At 61.2% G+C, this 17,232-nt stretch carries 15 protein-coding genes; 11 read left to right on the top strand and 4 right to left on the bottom strand.

What is annotated here, in order from left to right; all coding sequences use genetic code 11:
* Positions 1–4 precede the first annotated feature (4 nt).
* The 5 genes from AC07RO_RS25790 to AC07RO_RS25770 all read left to right on the top strand — a co-directional run bounded on the left by AC07RO_RS25790 (position 5) and on the right by AC07RO_RS25770 (position 4,034).
* Positions 5–979 carry a lysylphosphatidylglycerol synthase transmembrane domain-containing protein gene (locus tag AC07RO_RS25790; RefSeq protein ID WP_442969475.1) on the top strand — a complete coding sequence of 325 codons (975 nt, stop codon included), beginning with the start codon at positions 5–7 and terminating at the stop codon, positions 977–979.
* A 37-nt stretch (positions 980–1,016) separates the two neighbouring features.
* Positions 1,017–2,447, top strand: coding sequence for a DUF2723 domain-containing protein (locus AC07RO_RS25785; RefSeq protein ID WP_282371842.1), 1,431 nt, complete (start codon positions 1,017–1,019; stop codon positions 2,445–2,447).
* A 102-nt stretch (positions 2,448–2,549) separates the two neighbouring features.
* Complete coding sequence (locus AC07RO_RS25780) at positions 2,550–2,864, top strand: hypothetical protein (protein WP_495087450.1); 315 nt, start codon at positions 2,550–2,552, stop codon at positions 2,862–2,864.
* Between the two features lie 204 nt (positions 2,865–3,068).
* Entirely contained in the window at positions 3,069–3,491 is a 423-nt protein-coding gene (locus AC07RO_RS25775) for a cupin domain-containing protein (protein ID WP_346628932.1), read from the top strand.
* Positions 3,492–3,767: 276 nt separating this feature from the next.
* Entirely contained in the window at positions 3,768–4,034 is a 267-nt protein-coding gene (locus AC07RO_RS25770; RefSeq protein WP_192172450.1) for a hypothetical protein, read from the top strand.
* Positions 4,035–4,132: 98 nt separating this feature from the next.
* Here the strand turns inward: AC07RO_RS25770 and AC07RO_RS25765 are convergent, their stop codons facing one another.
* Complete coding sequence (locus tag AC07RO_RS25765) at positions 4,133–5,677, bottom strand: EAL domain-containing protein (RefSeq protein WP_495087449.1); 1,545 nt, start codon at positions 5,675–5,677, stop codon at positions 4,133–4,135.
* Positions 5,678–5,960: 283 nt separating this feature from the next.
* On the opposite strand from AC07RO_RS25765, the gene AC07RO_RS25760 reads away from it, so the two are divergent.
* A complete protein-coding gene (locus AC07RO_RS25760) occupies positions 5,961–6,353 on the top strand; it encodes a RidA family protein (protein ID WP_192172448.1) in 393 nt (130 codons plus the stop codon).
* 103 nt (positions 6,354–6,456) lie between these two features.
* Here the strand turns inward: AC07RO_RS25760 and rlmKL are convergent, their stop codons facing one another.
* On the bottom strand, positions 6,457–8,727 hold the full coding sequence (rlmKL, locus tag AC07RO_RS25755) for a bifunctional 23S rRNA (guanine(2069)-N(7))-methyltransferase RlmK/23S rRNA (guanine(2445)-N(2))-methyltransferase RlmL (protein ID WP_192172447.1): 2,271 nt from the start codon (positions 8,725–8,727) through the stop codon (positions 6,457–6,459).
* 570 nt (positions 8,728–9,297) lie between these two features.
* Here rlmKL and rmf point away from each other — a divergent pair.
* Positions 9,298–9,513 carry a ribosome modulation factor gene (gene rmf / locus AC07RO_RS25750; RefSeq protein WP_074887169.1) on the top strand — a complete coding sequence of 72 codons (216 nt, stop codon included), beginning with the start codon at positions 9,298–9,300 and terminating at the stop codon, positions 9,511–9,513.
* A gap of 147 nt (positions 9,514–9,660) precedes the next feature.
* Here rmf and AC07RO_RS25745 read toward each other — a convergent pair whose 3' ends face one another.
* Entirely contained in the window at positions 9,661–10,692 is a 1,032-nt protein-coding gene (locus tag AC07RO_RS25745) for a quinone-dependent dihydroorotate dehydrogenase (RefSeq protein WP_495087448.1), read from the bottom strand.
* A gap of 273 nt (positions 10,693–10,965) precedes the next feature.
* On the opposite strand from AC07RO_RS25745, the gene AC07RO_RS25740 reads away from it, so the two are divergent.
* The 4 genes from AC07RO_RS25740 to AC07RO_RS25725 all read left to right on the top strand — a co-directional run bounded on the left by AC07RO_RS25740 (position 10,966) and on the right by AC07RO_RS25725 (position 16,000).
* Positions 10,966–12,174: a CmpA/NrtA family ABC transporter substrate-binding protein gene (locus AC07RO_RS25740; protein ID WP_495087447.1), complete on the top strand. Its 1,209-nt coding sequence runs from the start codon at positions 10,966–10,968 to the stop codon at positions 12,172–12,174.
* Positions 12,175–12,186: 12 nt separating this feature from the next.
* Positions 12,187–12,762 (top strand): ANTAR domain-containing response regulator, encoded by a 576-nt coding sequence (locus AC07RO_RS25735; protein ID WP_495087446.1) that lies wholly within the window; start codon positions 12,187–12,189, stop codon positions 12,760–12,762.
* A gap of 322 nt (positions 12,763–13,084) precedes the next feature.
* On the top strand, positions 13,085–14,296 hold the full coding sequence (locus tag AC07RO_RS25730) for a nitrate/nitrite transporter (protein ID WP_172612634.1): 1,212 nt from the start codon (positions 13,085–13,087) through the stop codon (positions 14,294–14,296).
* A gap of 51 nt (positions 14,297–14,347) precedes the next feature.
* The gene (locus AC07RO_RS25725; protein WP_495087467.1) at positions 14,348–16,000 is read left to right on the top strand and encodes a bifunctional protein-serine/threonine kinase/phosphatase; all 1,653 of its coding nucleotides are present in this window, start codon (positions 14,348–14,350) and stop codon (positions 15,998–16,000) included.
* A gap of 162 nt (positions 16,001–16,162) precedes the next feature.
* Here the strand turns inward: AC07RO_RS25725 and AC07RO_RS25720 are convergent, their stop codons facing one another.
* The gene (locus AC07RO_RS25720; RefSeq protein ID WP_037011036.1) at positions 16,163–17,197 is read right to left on the bottom strand and encodes an OmpA family protein; all 1,035 of its coding nucleotides are present in this window, start codon (positions 17,195–17,197) and stop codon (positions 16,163–16,165) included.
* Positions 17,198–17,232: the final 35 nt, after the last annotated feature.

Below are 17,232 nucleotides of genomic sequence, written 5' to 3'. Positions count from 1 at the left end.
AGCTGTGACAGAGCCTTCGCACCTGTCTGGCTGGCGCTACCGCGCGGTGGTGCTGTCGGTGGTCGGTTCGGCGCTGGGGTATCTGGGCTTTTCGCTGTGGGGCGGCTGGCAGGCGGTGGGCGCCGCGGTGAGTGAGGTCGGATTGGTCGGCATCGCCATCGCGCTGCTCATGTCGTCTGTGAATTACGGGCTGCGCTTTGTCCGCTGGCAGACCTACCTGAAGGTGCTCGGCCATCCGATGCCGTGGCGGCCGAGCCTGAACATTTACCTGGCCGGCTTTGCCCTGACCACCACGCCGGGTAAGGCCGGTGAGGCGTTGCGCGGCGTCCTGCTCAAACGCTGGGGCGTGCCGTACCCGCAGAGCTTCGCGGCGTTTTTCAGCGAACGGCTTTCGGACCTGTTTGCGGTGGTGTTGCTGACCCTGTTCGGCCTGTCGCTGTACCCCCAGGCGTGGCCGATGATCGTGGTCGGCGTGACGCTGGTGGCGGTCGGGCTGGTGGTGCTGTCGCAACGTCGCCTGCTTGAGCGGATCACCAAAAACGTGCCAGCCGGTGGCGGCAAGGTGCTCGGGCTGCTGCGCCATCTGCTGCAGGTGCTGGTGCATGCGCAGCAATGCCATCGCCTGCGCCTGATGCTCGGCCTGACCGCCCTCAGCGTCGTCGCCTGGAACGCCGAGGCGCTGGCGTTCGACTGGATTCTGAAATGGATGGGCGCCGACATCCCGCTGACCTTCGCGGTGTTCGTCTACGCCCTGGCAATGCTGGCCGGCGCAGTGAGCTTCATGCCCGGCGGCCTCGGCGGCGCGGAGGCGGTAATGGTCGGGCTGCTGGTCTGGAAAGGCATGAACAGCGCCGACGCCGTGGCCGCCACCGTACTGATTCGGCTGGCGACGCTGTGGTTCGCCGTGGCCATCGGCGCGGTGATGCTGGTCAGGCTCAAAGGCGAGGCATCGGCGCCTCGGGTTCAACCGATTCAATAACGCTTTTCGACGGGATTAAGGGACAGGAGTGCAAGTCATGGTGGCAGCAGTACGTTATCGAGCGTTGTTTGGCATTCCCCTGTTGCTGGCGGTGGCCGCCGTCCTCTGGAGTTTTCTGGCCTCCAGCGGGCCGATTCAGTGGATGGACAATGGCATCTTCATCGCCGACGCCTCGCAGGGCCGCTACTTCAGCGAAACCCTCGGGCCGCTGGATCACCCGTTGTACCTGTTCGTCACCACGGCGCTGTTCGCGAATTTCGGCCCGTTGGTGCTGAGCTTCATGAACTCGATGCTGCTGATCCCGCTGGGCTGGGCGATCTTCCGTCTGGCCAAGGGCGTCGGCGCCACGTCGCAGCAGGCCTTGCTGGCGATTGCCGCTGCGGTGTTATGCCATTGCGTGTTCTGGGTCTCGACCAAGGCCGAGGTTTACCTGCTGCACACGCTGCTGGTGACCCTGGCGTACATGGTGCATTTTCGCGATAAATCGCGTCTGGGCCTGCTCACCGCGTTGTTCGTCATCGGCATCCTCACCGGGCTGGCTGCGGCCATTCATCAACTGACGTTCATCGTGCTGTTCCCGCTGTATGTGCAACTGGTGTGGCAGCACAGGACGCGGGTTCTGGTGACGATTCCGGGGTTTGTGCTGGGCTTTGCGGTGGCGATTCCCGGTGTTCTGCAGGAGATGCAGAACGGCCTGAGCCTGATTGATATCGGCCATCGTTACCTGATCGGCATCCCCGACAACCCCACCGAGCAAAGCTGGCAGGGCTCGCTGTTTCGCTTCGACGACATGTGGCACGAAAAGAACTCGGTGGCGCTGCTGATGCTATCGTTGCTTGGCCCGCAACTGGTGGCGCTGGTGCTGTTCCCCAGAAGCCGGCGCCTGCGACTGTTGTGGTGCGCGGCGGTGCTGAACTTCATCTTTGCGGTGTCGTACAACGTCACCGATCGCTTCACGTTTTTCCTGCCGGGTGCGGTGCTGTTGAGCATCATCGGCGTGATCCATGTGCAGGCGTGGCTGGCGCGTCGCAAGGCCGCCGTGGTCGCTTACGCGCTGCCCTTCAGCGGCCCGGTGACCATTCTGGCGGTGTACGCGATTTACGCCGGCGGCGCCGTTGCGCTGCCGACCCACAAGGAAGCGCTGCCGTTCCGTGACGATATCCATTACTTCATGGCGCCGTACCTGCGGGATCGCTCGGCGGAAGCCTTCGTGCACAGTTACGAACAATCGGCTCCGGAAGGCGCGCTGATCGTCGCCGACTGGACGCCCAACGGTGCGCTGCGCTCGGCGCAGGCCAGCGGGTTGCTCAAGGGGCGAGCGATAGCGCTGTGTGAAGGCGCACAGGACATCGAGTCCTATCTGAACGGCCCCGGGGCCTTCCTGGCGCGGACCAGTTACTGCTCGAGCATTTCCGATCGTTTTGATCTGCAGACATTGGCGGTGGGATACGAGCTGCGCGCGAAATAGCCAAACCTGAGTGATCGTGGATGACCGTTCGTCGGGACGAATGCACCTCTTGCTTTCCCCGACTGACCAATAGGTATCCATGACAACAAAGGGATTCACATCATGATCAAGACAAAATTGACTGCCCTGACACTCGCTGGCCTGATGGCTGTTGCTACTGGCTCCGCATTTGCAGGTTCCACAGGCCCAACCGATCCGATCGACAAGAACGGTCCTAAGCCAAGCACCTCCACCAGCGGTCAGAGCAGCGACGGCAGCTCGCCAGGCACGTCGACCCCAGGCACCAAAGGCATGGGCAGCACCAACGGCACTAACCGCACCGACGCTGATGGCGGTGGCATGGCCAACGGCAACGGCATGGGCGGCAGCGGCGGCGGTACTGGCGGTGGCGCAAGCGGGTCCAGCGGCAGCAAGTAATCGCTGTTGTGATGACCGTATGCCCTTGAGTGCGATTGCGCCGGGGCGACGCTGAATACGATGAAGGGCCGAATGTGATTCGGCCCTTTTTTCGTTTCTGGGGATCAGCCATTGGTCCCGTGATCTTCTGGGCAATTGGACGTAGCCGCGTTGCATCGGCGGGCTTAGCGTAGTGGTCATCAATTGCTGCCAGATGATCCGCTCATGAAACCCCTCAATTTCCTCACCGCCCCGCTCTGCTGGCTGGCCTTCGCCGGCTTGCTGTCCGTGGGGAGCGTCCAGGCCCACGATGCCGAGCAGGAAAAGGTCACCGTGCTGGAAGAGCACCCGATGCTCAATGCACCGGGCAAAAAAGCCATGGTCCTGACCGTCGATTACACGCCGGGCCAGGCCTCCATCGCCCACAGCCACAGCGGCAGCGCGATCGCTTACGTGCTGGAAGGCGAAGTGATCTCGAGAGTCAACGACGGCAAGGCGATCACCTATAAGGCGGGCCAGACGTGGTACGAGCCGGCTGGCTCCAAACACTACGAATCGCGAAATGCCAGCGCCACCCAGCCTGCGAAGTTGCTGGTGTTCATTCTGCTGGACGACAAGGCTGACATCCTCACGCCGCTGCCGAAGTGATGCCGCTGTCCAGTGGGACCGGCTTTAGCCGGGAAGGCGCCGGCCGTCACACCGCTGGATTTGATGGCGTTCAAACCGGCCTCTTCCCGGCTGAAGCCGGTCCTACGATGAGATCGCACGCGATCAGTGGGACCGGCTTTAGCCGGGAAGGCGCCGGCCGCCACACCGCAAAAGCCGGCAGAGAAACCCGGGGCTAAATTTTCCGCCGCCGCTGTCGATACGCTGTTCGTAGAGCCCGAAATGTCGGGTCGGACCGGATCAGTGAAAGGCACAGGTATGTACACAAACATTTTTCTGCTGGTAGAGCATGGCCGCGATCAAGGTGAAGTTTCTGTTTTGGGCTGGTTCGACGACGAACGCGCCGCGCAGGACACCGCCGAGGCCATGGAGTGGAAAGCGTATCGCGATGAAGCCAAGCGTCATCACCAGTGGTCGAGTCAGCCGTTGCTGCCGCCGGACCAGAATCCTCATCGACGATTCTGGGTCAAAGGCATCTCCAAATTCAGCCACACTCCGGCACCCCGTTCGTGGGCGGTGCATTAATCCCTGTTGAGCAGAAACTCAGCGCAGCGGGCACCGCCAAGGTGCCCCGCTTCTGGCAATGTCCAGCTCCTCGACCTGTGTGAGATCGCGGAGATGCCCTAGCGGTTTTTTTGGGCATTGATGAAGTTCAGAAAATCATGGGAGGGCAATGCTTTCGAGTACAGCCAACCTTGAGCGTAATCTACCTTATGCATTCGCAGGTAATCTGCTTGATGGGGGCTCTCGACCCCCTCGGCAACAATGTCCAGACCCAGTGTTTTAGCCATTGCAATAATATGCGTCACCACCGAGCTGGACGCTGAAGATTTATCGATGGCGTCCACGAAAGATTTATCTATCTTGAGCACATTGACAGGAAGGCGCTCCAGATATTGCAAACTGGAGTACCCCGTACCAAAGTCATCGATGGCTATCTTGAACCCCAGCGCCCGAGCTCTTTCAAGTGTCGCGACGGCCGATTCAACATCAATGAAGCCTCGCTCAGTTGCCTCTATCCATATTTGACTGTTGTCAATCATGGAGCCTTTCAATGCATGATCAAGCGTGTCAAGAAAACGCCCGGATTTAAGATCATCTGCACATATGTTGATGGCGACATGAAGATGACGGTTATCTCGCAGAAGTTGCGCCATGTCTCTGATGACGCCCTGGATGACTTGGTCAGTGATGGGCAAAATCAGCCCTGTTTCTTCAGCCAGCGGAATGAACTGATCAGGGGCCACAACCGTTCCGTCCGGCCTCAGCCATCGGACCAATGCCTCGGCCCCTGTACATTGTTCAGTTTCAAGATCAATGATCGGTTGATAGTGAACAGTGAACTCCCGCTGGGCGATTGCGATCTGCATCTCCGCCATCGGCGAGAGTCTGATGCGCATGATTCGGATGACGGATAGCACGACGACGAAACCGATACCTATGCCAATCGGCAGCATCCAGGCCAGCTCGCTGTAAAAGCTTGTGTCGACGCTGGTAATGGGCTCCATCACAAGCGCGGACCAGTCGTCCTGAGTGGAAGCCGCATGGAGATAGTCTTTATTATTTCGATCTTGACTTGATGCAAGTCGGGAAATCGTCTTTTCATCCGCGCCCCGAGAGATATTCACTAACTGACCTTGGTAAAAAACCCCGAGCTGCATTCGATCATCCAGAATGATGTCGCTCAGCCTTTCTGCATTTATAAGTACGTTGTAGGCACCACGATGGATGATCGTAATCGGCTGGATCCCGTGGTCACGCGGGATCAGGCGAACATTGATTTTATAGCCTCCCGCATCGGTATAGGTCGACGTCGTCGATCCAGACAGTATCGAAGTGACTCCCCATGAGGTACAAGCAAGCGACCCTTGCTCAAGATAATCAATTTCTTCCACCGCACGGGTGTTCACGGTCGCTTTTCGCATCAACGAAATATGCTCGGGAGAGCACGGAGTTCCGGACCAGTTCTCCATGTCCGATATAACGTTGAGTCCTTGCTGCAATGACAAACTAATATTTTTGAGAGCCCGCTCGGAGTAGGTCTCCAAATGCGTTCGTTCTTTGGCCAGGGCCCTTTCCCAGGAAATGTAAGCCATCGTTATCATGGGCAAAACAGCCCCTATCAGCCCTGACAGGGTGGCTATTATGATGACTCTTGATTTACGCATTCCCTTGCCTCAAAAAATGGACTCATCCTTTCCCGATGATCATGACCTGGCGTTCGGAGTGTGATTTATCCTGGACTACCGGGCAAGGAGGCGCGGAAGGTTTTGCCACCCGAACACTTCGCGCCGACGTTCTTTCTGCGCTCTCAACGCAAAACGGAAAAACGCTGACGTTCGGGCCAGCCACACATCACCTCTCGAAAACCGAGAGGCCACCCACGCTCTGGACGGACATCAACCACCTGGGATAGCGTGCGCCTCCAACGAAACTCAAAGTGCCCACCCCATGACCGACCGTCAACTCATCGTCCCGGACGAAATGCGTCTACTCGCCGAGCGCGCGGGCTATGCCCCTGCCGTCAAGGTCGGCAAAACGCTTTACTGCGCCGGTCAGGTCGGTCGCACCCCTGAGCTGACAGTCATCGAAGACCCGGAGCAGCAATTCCTGGCCGCGTGGGAAAACCTGCGGCTCGTGCTGGCCGCTGGAGGATGCACCTTCGAAGACGTCGTCGACCTGACGACCTACCACGTCGATCTGCACCGTCACATGCCCGTGTTCAGGGAGGTGAAGGACAAGGTCTTCCCCCGTGGCACCTGCGCGTGGACCTGCCTCGGCGTCAGCGAACTGGCCAGGCCGGGACTGCTGGTGGAAATCAAGTGCGTGGCGGTGCAGCGCTGATCATGAGAGGCGTGGCCAGTGTGGGCGACGCGCAGGCGCATCGGCTTCGGGAAACCCAGGCTGATGCGTCAGTTATCCCGACGCTTCAGCCTGCCATTCACCCTCAGCGCGCGGTGATCTTCCACGCGCGGTGGATTTTGCCGTTGCGTGCAAAGTCCGGGTCGACGGTGTGCTGGGTGATCTCCTCCACCGCATAACGCTCCACCAGCGTCTCTTCGAGCTGGAATTTGCGGAAGTTATTGGAGAAATACAGCACGCCGCCCGGCGCCAGACGTGCCATGGCCAGGTCGATCAGTTGAACCTGATCGCGCTGCACGTCGAACACGCCTTCCATACGCTTGGAGTTGGAGAAGGTCGGCGGGTCGATGAAAATCAGGTCGTACTCTTCGCGACTGGCCTCCAGCCACACCATCACGTCGCCCTGCTCCAGACGATTCTTGTCCGAGAAGCCGTTCAGCGACAGGTTGCGACGCGCCCAGTCCAGGTAGGTTTTCGACAGATCGACACTGGTGGTGCTGCGCGCGCCGCCCTTGGCTGCGTGCACGCTGGCGGTCGCGGTGTAGCAGTAGAGGTTGAGGAACCGCTTGCCGGCCGCTTCGCGCTGGATCCGCATGCGCATCGGCCGGTGATCGAGGAACAGACCGGTGTCCAGGTAATCCGTGAGGTTGACCAGCAGCTTCACGCCGCCTTCGTTGACTTCGTTGAATTTACCTTGGGCGCTCTGACGCTCGTACTGCTTGGTGCCGCTCTGGCGTTCGCGACGTTTGACCACCACACGGCTCTTGTCGATGCCCAGTGCCTGAGGAATGGCCGCCAGCGCATCGAACATGCGGATCGAAGCCTTTTCCGGATCAATGGACTTCGGCGCCACATACTCCTGAACATGGACCCAGTCGTGGTACAGGTCGATGGCCATGGCGTATTCGGGCATGTCCGCATCGTAGACGCGGTAGCAATCGATGCCTTCGCGCTTGACCCACTTGCTCAACGCCTTGACGTTCTTCTGCAGGCGATTGGCGAACATCTGCCCGCCTTCGCTCAGGCGCGGTTGCTCGATGACCGGCGCGGGGGCCGGCGTCGGCTTGATCGGGTTGCCATTCTTGTTGTACTGGCGCTCCTGCGGCTCGTCCGGCGCCTGATCGTAGGCGGCCTGCTCACGCTCGGCCTGACGTTGCTCCGGGGTGCGACGCTCGCCGGTGACGAACTGATCCGGCAGCACTTTGATCAACAACAGCTTGCACGGCAGTGCGCCGTTCCAGAACGCGTACTGCTTGTGGCTGCGAATGCCCATGCGCTTGCCCAGGTCAGGTGCACCGGTGAACACCGCCGCTTCCCAGTTCAGGCAGGCCTGACGCAGGCGCTCGCCGAGGTTCTGATAGAGGTACAACAGGCTGGCTTCGTCACCGAGACGCTCGCCGTACGGCGGGTTGCAGATGACCAGACCGGTCTGGTTCTGATCGGGACGCGGCTCGAAGGTCGCCACTTCGCCCTGGTAGATCTTGATCCACTCGCTCAGGCCGGCGCGCTCGACGTTGTTGCGGCCCGGCTGGATCAGACGCGGATCGGCTTCGTAACCCCGAATCCACAGCGGCGGCTTGGCCAGACCCGCTTGCGCACGCTCCAGCGCTTCGTCATGCAGCTTGCGCCAGATCGCCGGCACGTGGCCCAGCCAGGCGGAGAAACCCCAGCGCTCGCGCTTGAGGTTGGGCGCGATGTCGGCGGCAATCATCGCCGCTTCGACCAGGAAAGTACCCACGCCGCACATCGGGTCAGCCAGCGCGCCGCCTTCAGCGGCTATGCGCGGCCAGCCGGAACGGATCAGGATCGCGGCGGCCAGGTTTTCCTTGAGCGGCGCGGCGCCTTGCTGCAGACGGTAGCCGCGCTGGTGCAGGCTGTGGCCGGAGAGGTCCAGGGACAGAATCGCTTCGCCGCGGTCCAGACGCAGGTGCACGCGCAGATCCGGGTTGAGCTTGTCCACCGACGGGCGTACGCCGTCTGCAGTGCGCAGGCGGTCAACGATGCCGTCCTTGACCTTCAAGGCGCCGAAATGGGTGTTGTCGATGCCCGAACCGTGACCGCTGAACTCAACGGCCAGCGTGCCTTCCGCTTCCAGATGGTCAGCCCACTCGATGTCATGCACGCCGTGGTAGAGGTCCTCGGCATCTTTCATCGGGAAACGCTTGAGCACCAGCAGCACCCGGTTGGCCAGACGCGACCACAGACACAGCCGGTAGGCGGTTTCCATGTCGGCGGTGCCGCGGATGGCGGAAGTGTGTTCGCGGGTTTCCTCGAGACCGAGGGCGGTGGCTTCCTCGGCCAGCAAGCCTTCGAGGCCTTTTGGGCAGGTGAGGAAAAGTTCGTAACGGTCCGACATGAGTATTCCAGAGCCTAAGGCCATAGCGGCCGGACAACGCATTGTCCGGCCCGATTCCAACAGACGCCTTTCAAGGAGGACGCCTGCGCGGCACACAGTTTGTGCCTGTCCCTCGCACCGATACATTTCGAGTGCGACGGTCCGCCAGCGCATCACGCCGACGTTTTGATGTTAAAAAACCACTATTCAGCACGACGGTGGCTGCAATAAAAAGTCACATCGCCGACCCTTCGTCGTTTTTCCACTGACCGCAAACGGCCAGCACTCTCAATTGCGAAACACTTGCACTGCCACGTGAAAGCCCCGGTTCAAGGGGGCCCTCCGCCAAAACTGCGCTGAAACGCGTCAGCGCTTATGGTCGTAATGCCTGAATGGTTACGTTCTTATGACAAAACGATCATTCACAGCGTATCCCTCATTGGTTAGAAATCACCCAAGGTCATCGCCGCAACGGCGGTGGCCGCAACCCCGCGACGCCGGCAGCGGGCTGCTAACGGCAGAGGATTTTCTGCCGGACCTCAACCTGAGGTCTCCAGGGACATTACAGTCAACAAACGAGGGCAACACCCTATGAGAAGACTTAAGCGTGATCCGATGGAAAGAGCATTTTCGCGCGGATACCAGTACGGCGTATCCGGTAAATCCCGTGAGCTTTGCCCATTTACTCTACCGTCAGTGCGTCAAGCCTGGATCAATGGCTGGCGAGAAGGACGCGGCGACAACTGGGACGGTATGACCGGCACTGCGGGCATTCACAGACTCAACGAACTTCACGCGGTCGGCTGACGCCACCCTCACGTTACAGCCTGACCTAAAGCTTCTTCGACATTCCTGATCGCTTCATCATGACCACGCACGCCCCACCCGGGCGGCGGGCTAAAGCCCAAGAGGGGTTCCAGTCGGAACCCCTCTTTTCGTTCACGCCGTCAGCGATCAGACCGCTTGGCGAGTCATCGCTGCGATCGCGTCCACCGACTCGCGAATCAGCGCCGGCCCTTTATAGATAAAGCCCGAATAAATCTGCACCAGACTCGCCCCCGCCGCGATCTTCTCGGCTGCGTGCCTGCCTTCGGTGATGCCGCCAGCGGCAATGATCGGCATACGCCCACCCAACTCACCGGCCAGCACCTTGACGATGTGCGTGCTCTGCTCGCGCACCGGCGCGCCCGAAAGCCCGCCCGCTTCGTCACCGTGGGGCAAACCCTCCACGCCCTTGCGGCTGAGGGTGGTGTTGGTCGCGATCACCGCGTCCATCCCCGATTCCAGTAACGCGCTGGCGACCAGCACGGTCTCTTCGTCGCTCATGTCCGGGGCAATCTTGATCGCCAGCGGCACGCGCTTGCCGTGGATCAGCGTCAGCCCTTCCTGACGCACCCGCAGGGCTTCGAGCAGTTGCTTGAGCGAATCGCCGAATTGCAGGCTGCGCAATCCCGGCGTGTTGGGCGAGCTGACGTTGACGGTGATGTAACTGGCGTGGGCGTACACCTTGTCCAGGCAAATGAGGTAGTCATCCACGGCGCGCTCGACCGGCGTGTCGACGTTCTTGCCGATGTTGATGCCCAGCACGCCGTTGTACTGCGCGGCCTGCACCCGGCTCACCAGATGGTCGACGCCCAGGTTGTTGAAGCCCATGCGGTTGATGATCGCCTGGGCGTGGGGCAGACGGAATACGCGCGGTTTTGGATTGCCAGGCTGCGGGCGCGGCGTGACGGTGCCGATCTCGACGAAACCGAAGCCCAGTTGGGCGAAGCCGTCGATGGCCGCGCCGTTCTTGTCCAGCCCTGCCGCCAGCCCGACCGGGTTGGGGAAGCGCAGGCCCATGACGGTCACCGGCAACTGCATCGGCGCCTTGTTGAACAGGCCGTTGAGCCCCAGACGCCCGCCCGCTCCGATCAGGTCAATGGACAGATCGTGGGAGGTTTCCGGGGAGAGTTTGAACAGTAACTGGCGGGCCAGGTTATACATGGGCGGGGGCGGCTCGATTGCGGCTGGGATCAGCGGCGGATTATAAACGCCGGTGCGGGCGAAGCGCGAGGCATGTCGAGAACTTTGCTTACAACCTCGGCTCCCGCTGGCATATGGCTTGCTTGGCGTCCTGTATCGACTCGATCCAATGGCGGACCGAGCCACAGGACAACGACGTCGCTGGCGCCCCGGTTCAATCGGGGCGAGGCGGCGTTTTTTTTGGACGATCGGCAGCGCTGACCAGCGCGTCGGCCTCCGCGCGGAATGGCAACCATGACTGAAACGCTTACCCCCTCGCTGGCCTGGGTCAACGGCAGCGATGCACCGGAACTGACCAGTGTCGACCTCGGCTTCATGGCGCTGACCGACAGCGCCTCACTGATCGTCGCCGCGACCCAGGGCTTCGCTCAGCCCTATGGCCTGCACATCAACCTGCACCGGCAGACATCGTGGGCCAACCTGCGCGACAAACTGGTCAGCGGCGAACTTCACGCCGCCCACAGCCTTTACGGTCTGGTCTATGCCGTGCAACTGGGGCTGGCCGGGCCGGCAAAAAACATGGCCGTGCTGATGGGGCTGAACCAGAACGGCCAGAGCATCAACCTGTCGAGAGCGCTGCAGGATGCCGGCGTGACCACTCCTGAGGCACTCGATCGGCGCACGCACCAAAGCGACTCAAAACTGACGTTCGCCCAGACCTTCCCCACCGGCAATCATGCGTTGTGGCTTTATTACTGGCTCGCGAGCCAGGGCATTCATCCGCTGCGCGACGTCGACAGCGTGGTGGTGCCGCCGCCGCAGATGGTCGAACACTTGCAGGCCGGGCGCATCGACGGCTTTTGCGTCGGCGAGCCGTGGGGTGCCAGCGCGGTTCAGCAGAACCTGGGCTTCACCCTGGCGACCTCCCAGGCCATCTGGCCGGATCACCCGGAAAAGGTGTTGGGGTGCAGCCTGGAGTTCGCCGAGCAGTACCCAAACACGGCGCGGGCGCTGGTGATGGCGGTGCTTGAAGCCAGCCGTTTCATCGAAGAGAGCACCGACAACCGGCGCAGCACCGCGCAGCTGCTCAGCGCCGCCGAGTACGTGAATGCACCGGTCGGCGCCATCGAATCCCGGCTACTCGGCGAGTACGACGACGGGCTCGGCAACCGATGGCACGACCACCACGCGATCCGCTTCCATGGCGACGGTCAGGTGAACATGCCCTGGCTGTCCGACGGCATGTGGTTCATGACCCAGTTCCGCCGCTGGGGTTTGCTCCGCGAAGACCCGGATTATCTCGACGTCGCCCGCAGCGTCCAGCAGCTCGACCTGTACCGCGAGGCCGCCGACGCGCTGGGCATCGTCGTACCAGTGTCGCCGATGCGCAGCAGCCAGTTGATCGACGGCAAAATCTGGGACGGCAGCGACCCGGCGCGTTACGCCCGCAGCTTCAAGCTGCACGCGCTGGCCGATGCCGCCCTCGTTCATGCTGATCGCTGAGGAGACGCCAAGATGCTGCGAATCCTGTTGATCAACGACACCCCCAAAAAGGTCGGGCGCCTGAAAGCGGCGCTGACCGAAGCCGGCTTCGAGGTCGTCGACGAATCCGGGCTGATCATCGACCTGCCCGCCCGAGTCCAGGCCGTGCGCCCGGACGTGATCCTCATCGACACCGAATCGCCGGGCCGTGACGTGCTGGAGCAAGTGGTGTTGGTGACCCGCGATCTGCCGCGCCCCATCGTGATGTTCACCGACGAGCACGACCCGGTCGTGATGCGTCAGGCGATCAAGTCCGGGGTCAGCGCCTACATCGTCGAAGGCATTCACGCGCAACGCCTGCAGCCGATTCTGGACGTGGCCATGGCCCGCTTCGAAAGCGATCAGGACCTGCGCGCGCAACTGCATGCCCGCGACCAGCAACTGGCCGAACGCAAGCGCATCGAAACGGCCAAGGGCCTGCTGATGAAGATGAAGCAGTGCAACGAAGAAGAGGCCTACACCCTGATGCGACGCCAGGCCATGAGCCGGCAGCAGAAACTGATTCAGGTGGCGGAACAAATCATTGCCATGAGTGAGCTGTTGGGCTGAGCCTTTCCATTTTGGGGCTGGCCGTGCTTGTTTGATCCAGACGGTTTCACCCAACCCGTCTCTCCAGCCCACAGCTCGCGGCGCACATTTGGCCCATGTATTGCTAGCTACACATCACAGGTAGCCAACGGCGGTTGCCCACTCACGACAAAGACGTCGCACCCCTTCGCGAAAGCGCACAGGGCTGCGGCGTTTTTCGTTTTTGCCCTGAACACATCGGGGCGGGTGGAGTGCCGGTCTGGTGCTTCGCCTGCATGACCTGACCCGTAGCGGTGCGAGCGACATCTCCACCGGACACGAATCCCTGCAGATGAGGTGGTAGATGAACACGAGTTTCTGGAAAGCCGGCCATAAACCGACACTGTTCGCAGCGTTCCTGTATTTCGACCTGAGCTTCATGGTCTGGTACCTGCTCGGCCCGATGGCCGTGCAGATTGCCGCCGACCTGCATCTGACCACCCAGCAGCGGGGCCTGATGGTCGCCACGCCGATTCTCGCGGGTGCGGTGCTGCGCTTCATCATGGGCATGCTCGCCGATCAGTTGTCGCCGAAAACTGCCGGGATCATCGGCCAGGTCATCGTCATCACCGCGCTGCTGGGCGCCTGGCAACTGGGCATTCACAGCTATGAACAGGCGCTGCTGCTCGGCGTATTCCTTGGCATGGCCGGCGCGTCCTTTGCCGTGGCCCTGCCGCTGGCCTCCCAGTGGTACCCGCCGCAGCACCAGGGCAAAGCCATGGGCATCGCCGGCGCCGGCAACTCCGGCACTGTGTTCGCCGCACTGATCGCGCCCGTCCTCGCCGCCAGCTTTGGCTGGAACAACGTGTTCGGCTTTGCCGTCGCGCCATTGCTGCTGACCCTCATCGCGTTCTCGCTCATGGCGAAAAACGCCCCGGAACGCCCCAAAGCCAAATCCATGGCTGACTATTTCAAAGCCCTGGGCGACCGCGACAGTTGGTGGTTCATGTTCTTTTACAGCGTGACCTTCGGCGGCTTCATCGGCCTGGCCAGCGCCCTGCCCGGCTACTTCAACGATCAATACGGCTTGAGCCCGGTGACGGCGGGTTACTACACCGCCGCCTGCGTCTTCGGCGGCAGCATGATGCGGCCACTCGGCGGCGCCCTTGCCGATCGCTTCGGCGGGATTCGCACGCTGTCGGGCATGTACGCCGTCGCCGCCATCTGCATCGCCGCCGTCGGGTTTAACCTGCCCAGCTCATGGGCTGCACTGGCGCTGTTCGTCGCGGCCATGCTCGGCCTCGGTGCCGGTAACGGCGCGGTGTTCCAGCTGGTGCCGCAACGCTTTCGCAAAGAGATCGGCGTGATGACCGGCCTGATCGGCATGGCCGGCGGCATCGGTGGCTTCCTGCTCGCCGCCGGGCTCGGCGCGATCAAGCAGAACACTGGCGAGTACCAACTGGGCCTGTGGCTGTTCGCGTTCCTTGGCGTGCTGGCCTGGTTCGGCCTGATGAACGTCAAGCGTCGCTGGAGAACCACTTGGGGCTCGGCCGCGGTCACCGCCGCCCGTGTCTAGGCCGTGAGCGTCAATCCGCCGCTGACGCCGGTCGCGCCCACTGCGACCGGTTTGCAACTGCGCGTCGCCGAATTCAGCGCCACCGGGCCGCGGGCGGAGAATCAGGACGCCCTTCGCGTGGTCACTCCTGCTCCGGCGCTCGCGGCCAGCAAGGGCTATCTGTTCGCCCTTGCCGACGGCGTCAGCCAATGCGCCGATGGCGGTCTGGCGTCCCGGGCCACGCTGCAAGCGCTGGCGATGGACTACTACGCGACGCCGGAAACCTGGAGCGTCGCCCAGGCCCTTGACCGCCTGCTGCTGGCACAGAACCGCTGGCTGCTGGCCAACGGCTTGTTGACCACCCTCAGTGCGCTGGTCCTGCGTGGGCGACGATTCACCCTCGCCCATGTCGGCGACTGTCGCGTGTATCGCTGGCACTCAGGGCTGCTGCAGCGAATCAGCCAGGACCACGTATGGGAACAGCCAGACATGCAGCACGTGCTGAAACGCGCGCTGGGCCTGGATCAATACGTGGTCATGGATTACCTGGACGGCGAACTGCGGCCCGGCGAGCGCTTGCTGCTGGTCAGCGACGGCGTGTGGGCAACGCTGGGCGATGACCGAATCGGCTCGATCCTCAACGAACAGGCAGATCTGGACACGGCTGTCCGAACGCTGATCAATGCCGCACATCTGTCCGGCAGCGCCGATAATGCCAGCGCCTTGCTGATCCAGGTGGATCAGTTGGGCTCGGACAGCCTGGGGGAAACGCTGCTGCAACTGCAGCAATGGCCTGCCCCACCCCTTCTCAAAGCAGACCAGACGTTTGAAGGCTGGCAGGTCGAAACGCGCTTGAGCGACTCGCGACAGTCCCTGCTCTACCGCGTACGCGACAGCCAACAGCAACCGTGGCTACTGAAGACGCTGCCGCCCTCACGGGTTAACGAGGCCGGCGCGGCAGAGGCCTTGTTGCTCGAAGAATGGTTCCTGCGTCGCGTCGCGGGTCGCTTCTTTCCCGAGCTGCACCCACTCGGACAGCGCCAGCATTTGTACTACGTCATGCGCGAGTACCCCGGGCAGACCCTGGCTGAGATCTTTGAGCAGGAAGGGCCGATGGCGCTGTCGCCGTGGCTGAGTCTGGCGAGGGAGTTGATCGCTGCCGTTGGTCTGCTGCACCGGCGCAACATCATTCACCGCGACATCAAGCCGGAAAATCTGCTGCTCGAGCAGGCGGGAGGTTTGCGCCTCCTGGATTTCGGGCTCGCCTACAGCCCGGGTCTGTCAGTGGATCAAGACGGCGACGTGCCTGGTACACCCAGCTTCATGGCGCCTGAAGTCTTCGAAGGCGCAGAACCCTGCCCGGGTTTCGACCTGTATGCCGCCAGCGTCACGCTGTATTTCCTGCTGACCGGTCATTACCCCTACGGCGAGATCGAGCCCTTCCAGCGCCGCCGCTTTGGCAAACCGCTGTCGGTTAGTCGTTACCGACCGGATGTCCCGGAGTGGCTAGAGCAGCATCTGCAACGCGCGCTGCTGGCTGATCCGCTGAAGCGTTTCGAGACTGCGGAGCACTGGCTCGTGCATTTTCAACAGGGCGAACTTTCGCCGCTGGATAAACGCACTGTCCCACTGCTGGAGCGCGAGCCGCTCAAGGTTTGGCGCGCAATTGCGCTGATGTCGCTGCTGATCAATCTGGTTTTGTGGGGGTTGCTGCTCAAACGCTAGTCTGGACTTAGTCGTTCAAGGGCATCTGCTTAGATGGATCCAGGTTCATCTCTGTCTATTCGCTTAGACGATCAGACCGGGAATGAATGGGGACGAGAGGAGGTTAAATCGCAGGCAAAGAAAAACCCGGCCGGAGCCGGGTTTTTCGTGAAGCGAGGCTAATTACTTAGCTTGGGCTTCTACTTGTGCTTCTACGCGACGGTTTACAGCGCGGCCAGCGTCAGTTGCGTTGTCAGCAACTGGGCGGGTTTCACCGTAGCCAACCGAGTTTACGCGGTTAGCGCCAACACCGTACTGGTTAACCAGAACTTGCTTAACGGCGTTTGCACGACGCTCGGACAGCTTCTGGTTGTAAGCGTCAGGACCGACGGAGTCAGTGTGACCTTCAACAGTGGTGGTGGTTTGTGGGTACTGCTTCATGAAGTCAGCCAGGTTCTTGATGTCGCCGTAGCTGTTTGGCTTCACAACCGACTTGTTGAAGTCGAATTTAACGTCCAGCTCAACGCGTACGACTTCAGCAACAGCTGGGCAGCCGTTAGCGTCAACAGTCACGTTTGCTGGGGTGTCAGGGCACTTGTCAACGTTGTCGCAAACGCCGTCGTTGTCGCTGTCGGAGCACACTTCAGCTACTGGAGCCGGTGCTGCTTCAACTTTCTTCGAACCGCCGCCGAAGTTCACACCGATACCGACGCTTGGCGCCCACTCGGTGTCGCCTTGGTCGATGTTGTACTGAGCTTCAACGCCAGCACGGGCATAGAAGTTGTCAGTGAAGTACAGCTTGGCACCGCCGCCGATGTTGGCGAAGGTGGAGCGGTTACGACCGTTGCTGCCGTTCTGATCGATGCTCTGATCGGAGAAACCAGCCGAAACGTATGGACGCAGCATGTCGCCCGGGTTGTTGAAGTGGTACAGAGCGTCCAGAGCGGTGTTCGCGCCCTTGATGTTCTGGCCATTGTCGCTACGGACGTTGTGCACTTCGTCATAGCCCAGACGCAATTCAACGTCGTCGGTCAGGAAGTAGCCAACAGAACCGCCGAACAGGTTGCCGTCGTTTTTGAAATTACGAGCGCTGTCGAACTGTTCTTTCTTGGCGAAGCCTTCGATTTCGACTGCGCCTTGGCCTTGAGCCAGAGCGCCGAACGAAGTTGCGGCAACAATAGTACCAATGGCCAAGCCCAAGGTGTTTTTCAGTTTCATCCGTTAAATCCCCATCTGGTGATTGTAAAGCAGTC

The sequence above is a fragment of the Pseudomonas sp. GW821-FHT07F05 genome (genome assembly GCF_059418765.1).
The sequence above is the reverse complement of the archived record's forward strand: the minus strand, read 5'-3'. Positions and strand labels throughout refer to the sequence as shown.

What these genes read in the sequence shown, in the direction of transcription:
- AC07RO_RS25720 (WP_037011036.1), bottom strand. Translation starts at nt 17,197, where the DNA reads ATGAAACTGAAAAACACCTTGGGCTTGGCCATTGGTACTATTGTTGCC.
- AC07RO_RS25780 (WP_495087450.1), top strand. Translation starts at nt 2,550, where the DNA reads ATGATCAAGACAAAATTGACTGCCCTGACACTCGCTGGCCTGATGGCT.
- AC07RO_RS25730 (WP_172612634.1), top strand. Translation starts at nt 13,085, where the DNA reads ATGAACACGAGTTTCTGGAAAGCCGGCCATAAACCGACACTGTTCGCA.
- AC07RO_RS25740 (WP_495087447.1), top strand. Translation starts at nt 10,966, where the DNA reads ATGACTGAAACGCTTACCCCCTCGCTGGCCTGGGTCAACGGCAGCGAT.
- AC07RO_RS25735 (WP_495087446.1), top strand. Translation starts at nt 12,187, where the DNA reads ATGCTGCGAATCCTGTTGATCAACGACACCCCCAAAAAGGTCGGGCGC.
- AC07RO_RS25765 (WP_495087449.1), bottom strand. Translation starts at nt 5,677, where the DNA reads ATGCGTAAATCAAGAGTCATCATAATAGCCACCCTGTCAGGGCTGATA.
- rmf (WP_074887169.1), top strand. Translation starts at nt 9,298, where the DNA reads ATGAGAAGACTTAAGCGTGATCCGATGGAAAGAGCATTTTCGCGCGGA.
- AC07RO_RS25785 (WP_282371842.1), top strand. Translation starts at nt 1,017, where the DNA reads ATGGTGGCAGCAGTACGTTATCGAGCGTTGTTTGGCATTCCCCTGTTG.
- AC07RO_RS25745 (WP_495087448.1), bottom strand. Translation starts at nt 10,692, where the DNA reads ATGTATAACCTGGCCCGCCAGTTACTGTTCAAACTCTCCCCGGAAACC.
- AC07RO_RS25775 (WP_346628932.1), top strand. Translation starts at nt 3,069, where the DNA reads ATGAAACCCCTCAATTTCCTCACCGCCCCGCTCTGCTGGCTGGCCTTC.
- rlmKL (WP_192172447.1), bottom strand. Translation starts at nt 8,727, where the DNA reads ATGTCGGACCGTTACGAACTTTTCCTCACCTGCCCAAAAGGCCTCGAA.
- AC07RO_RS25760 (WP_192172448.1), top strand. Translation starts at nt 5,961, where the DNA reads ATGACCGACCGTCAACTCATCGTCCCGGACGAAATGCGTCTACTCGCC.
- AC07RO_RS25770 (WP_192172450.1), top strand. Translation starts at nt 3,768, where the DNA reads ATGTACACAAACATTTTTCTGCTGGTAGAGCATGGCCGCGATCAAGGT.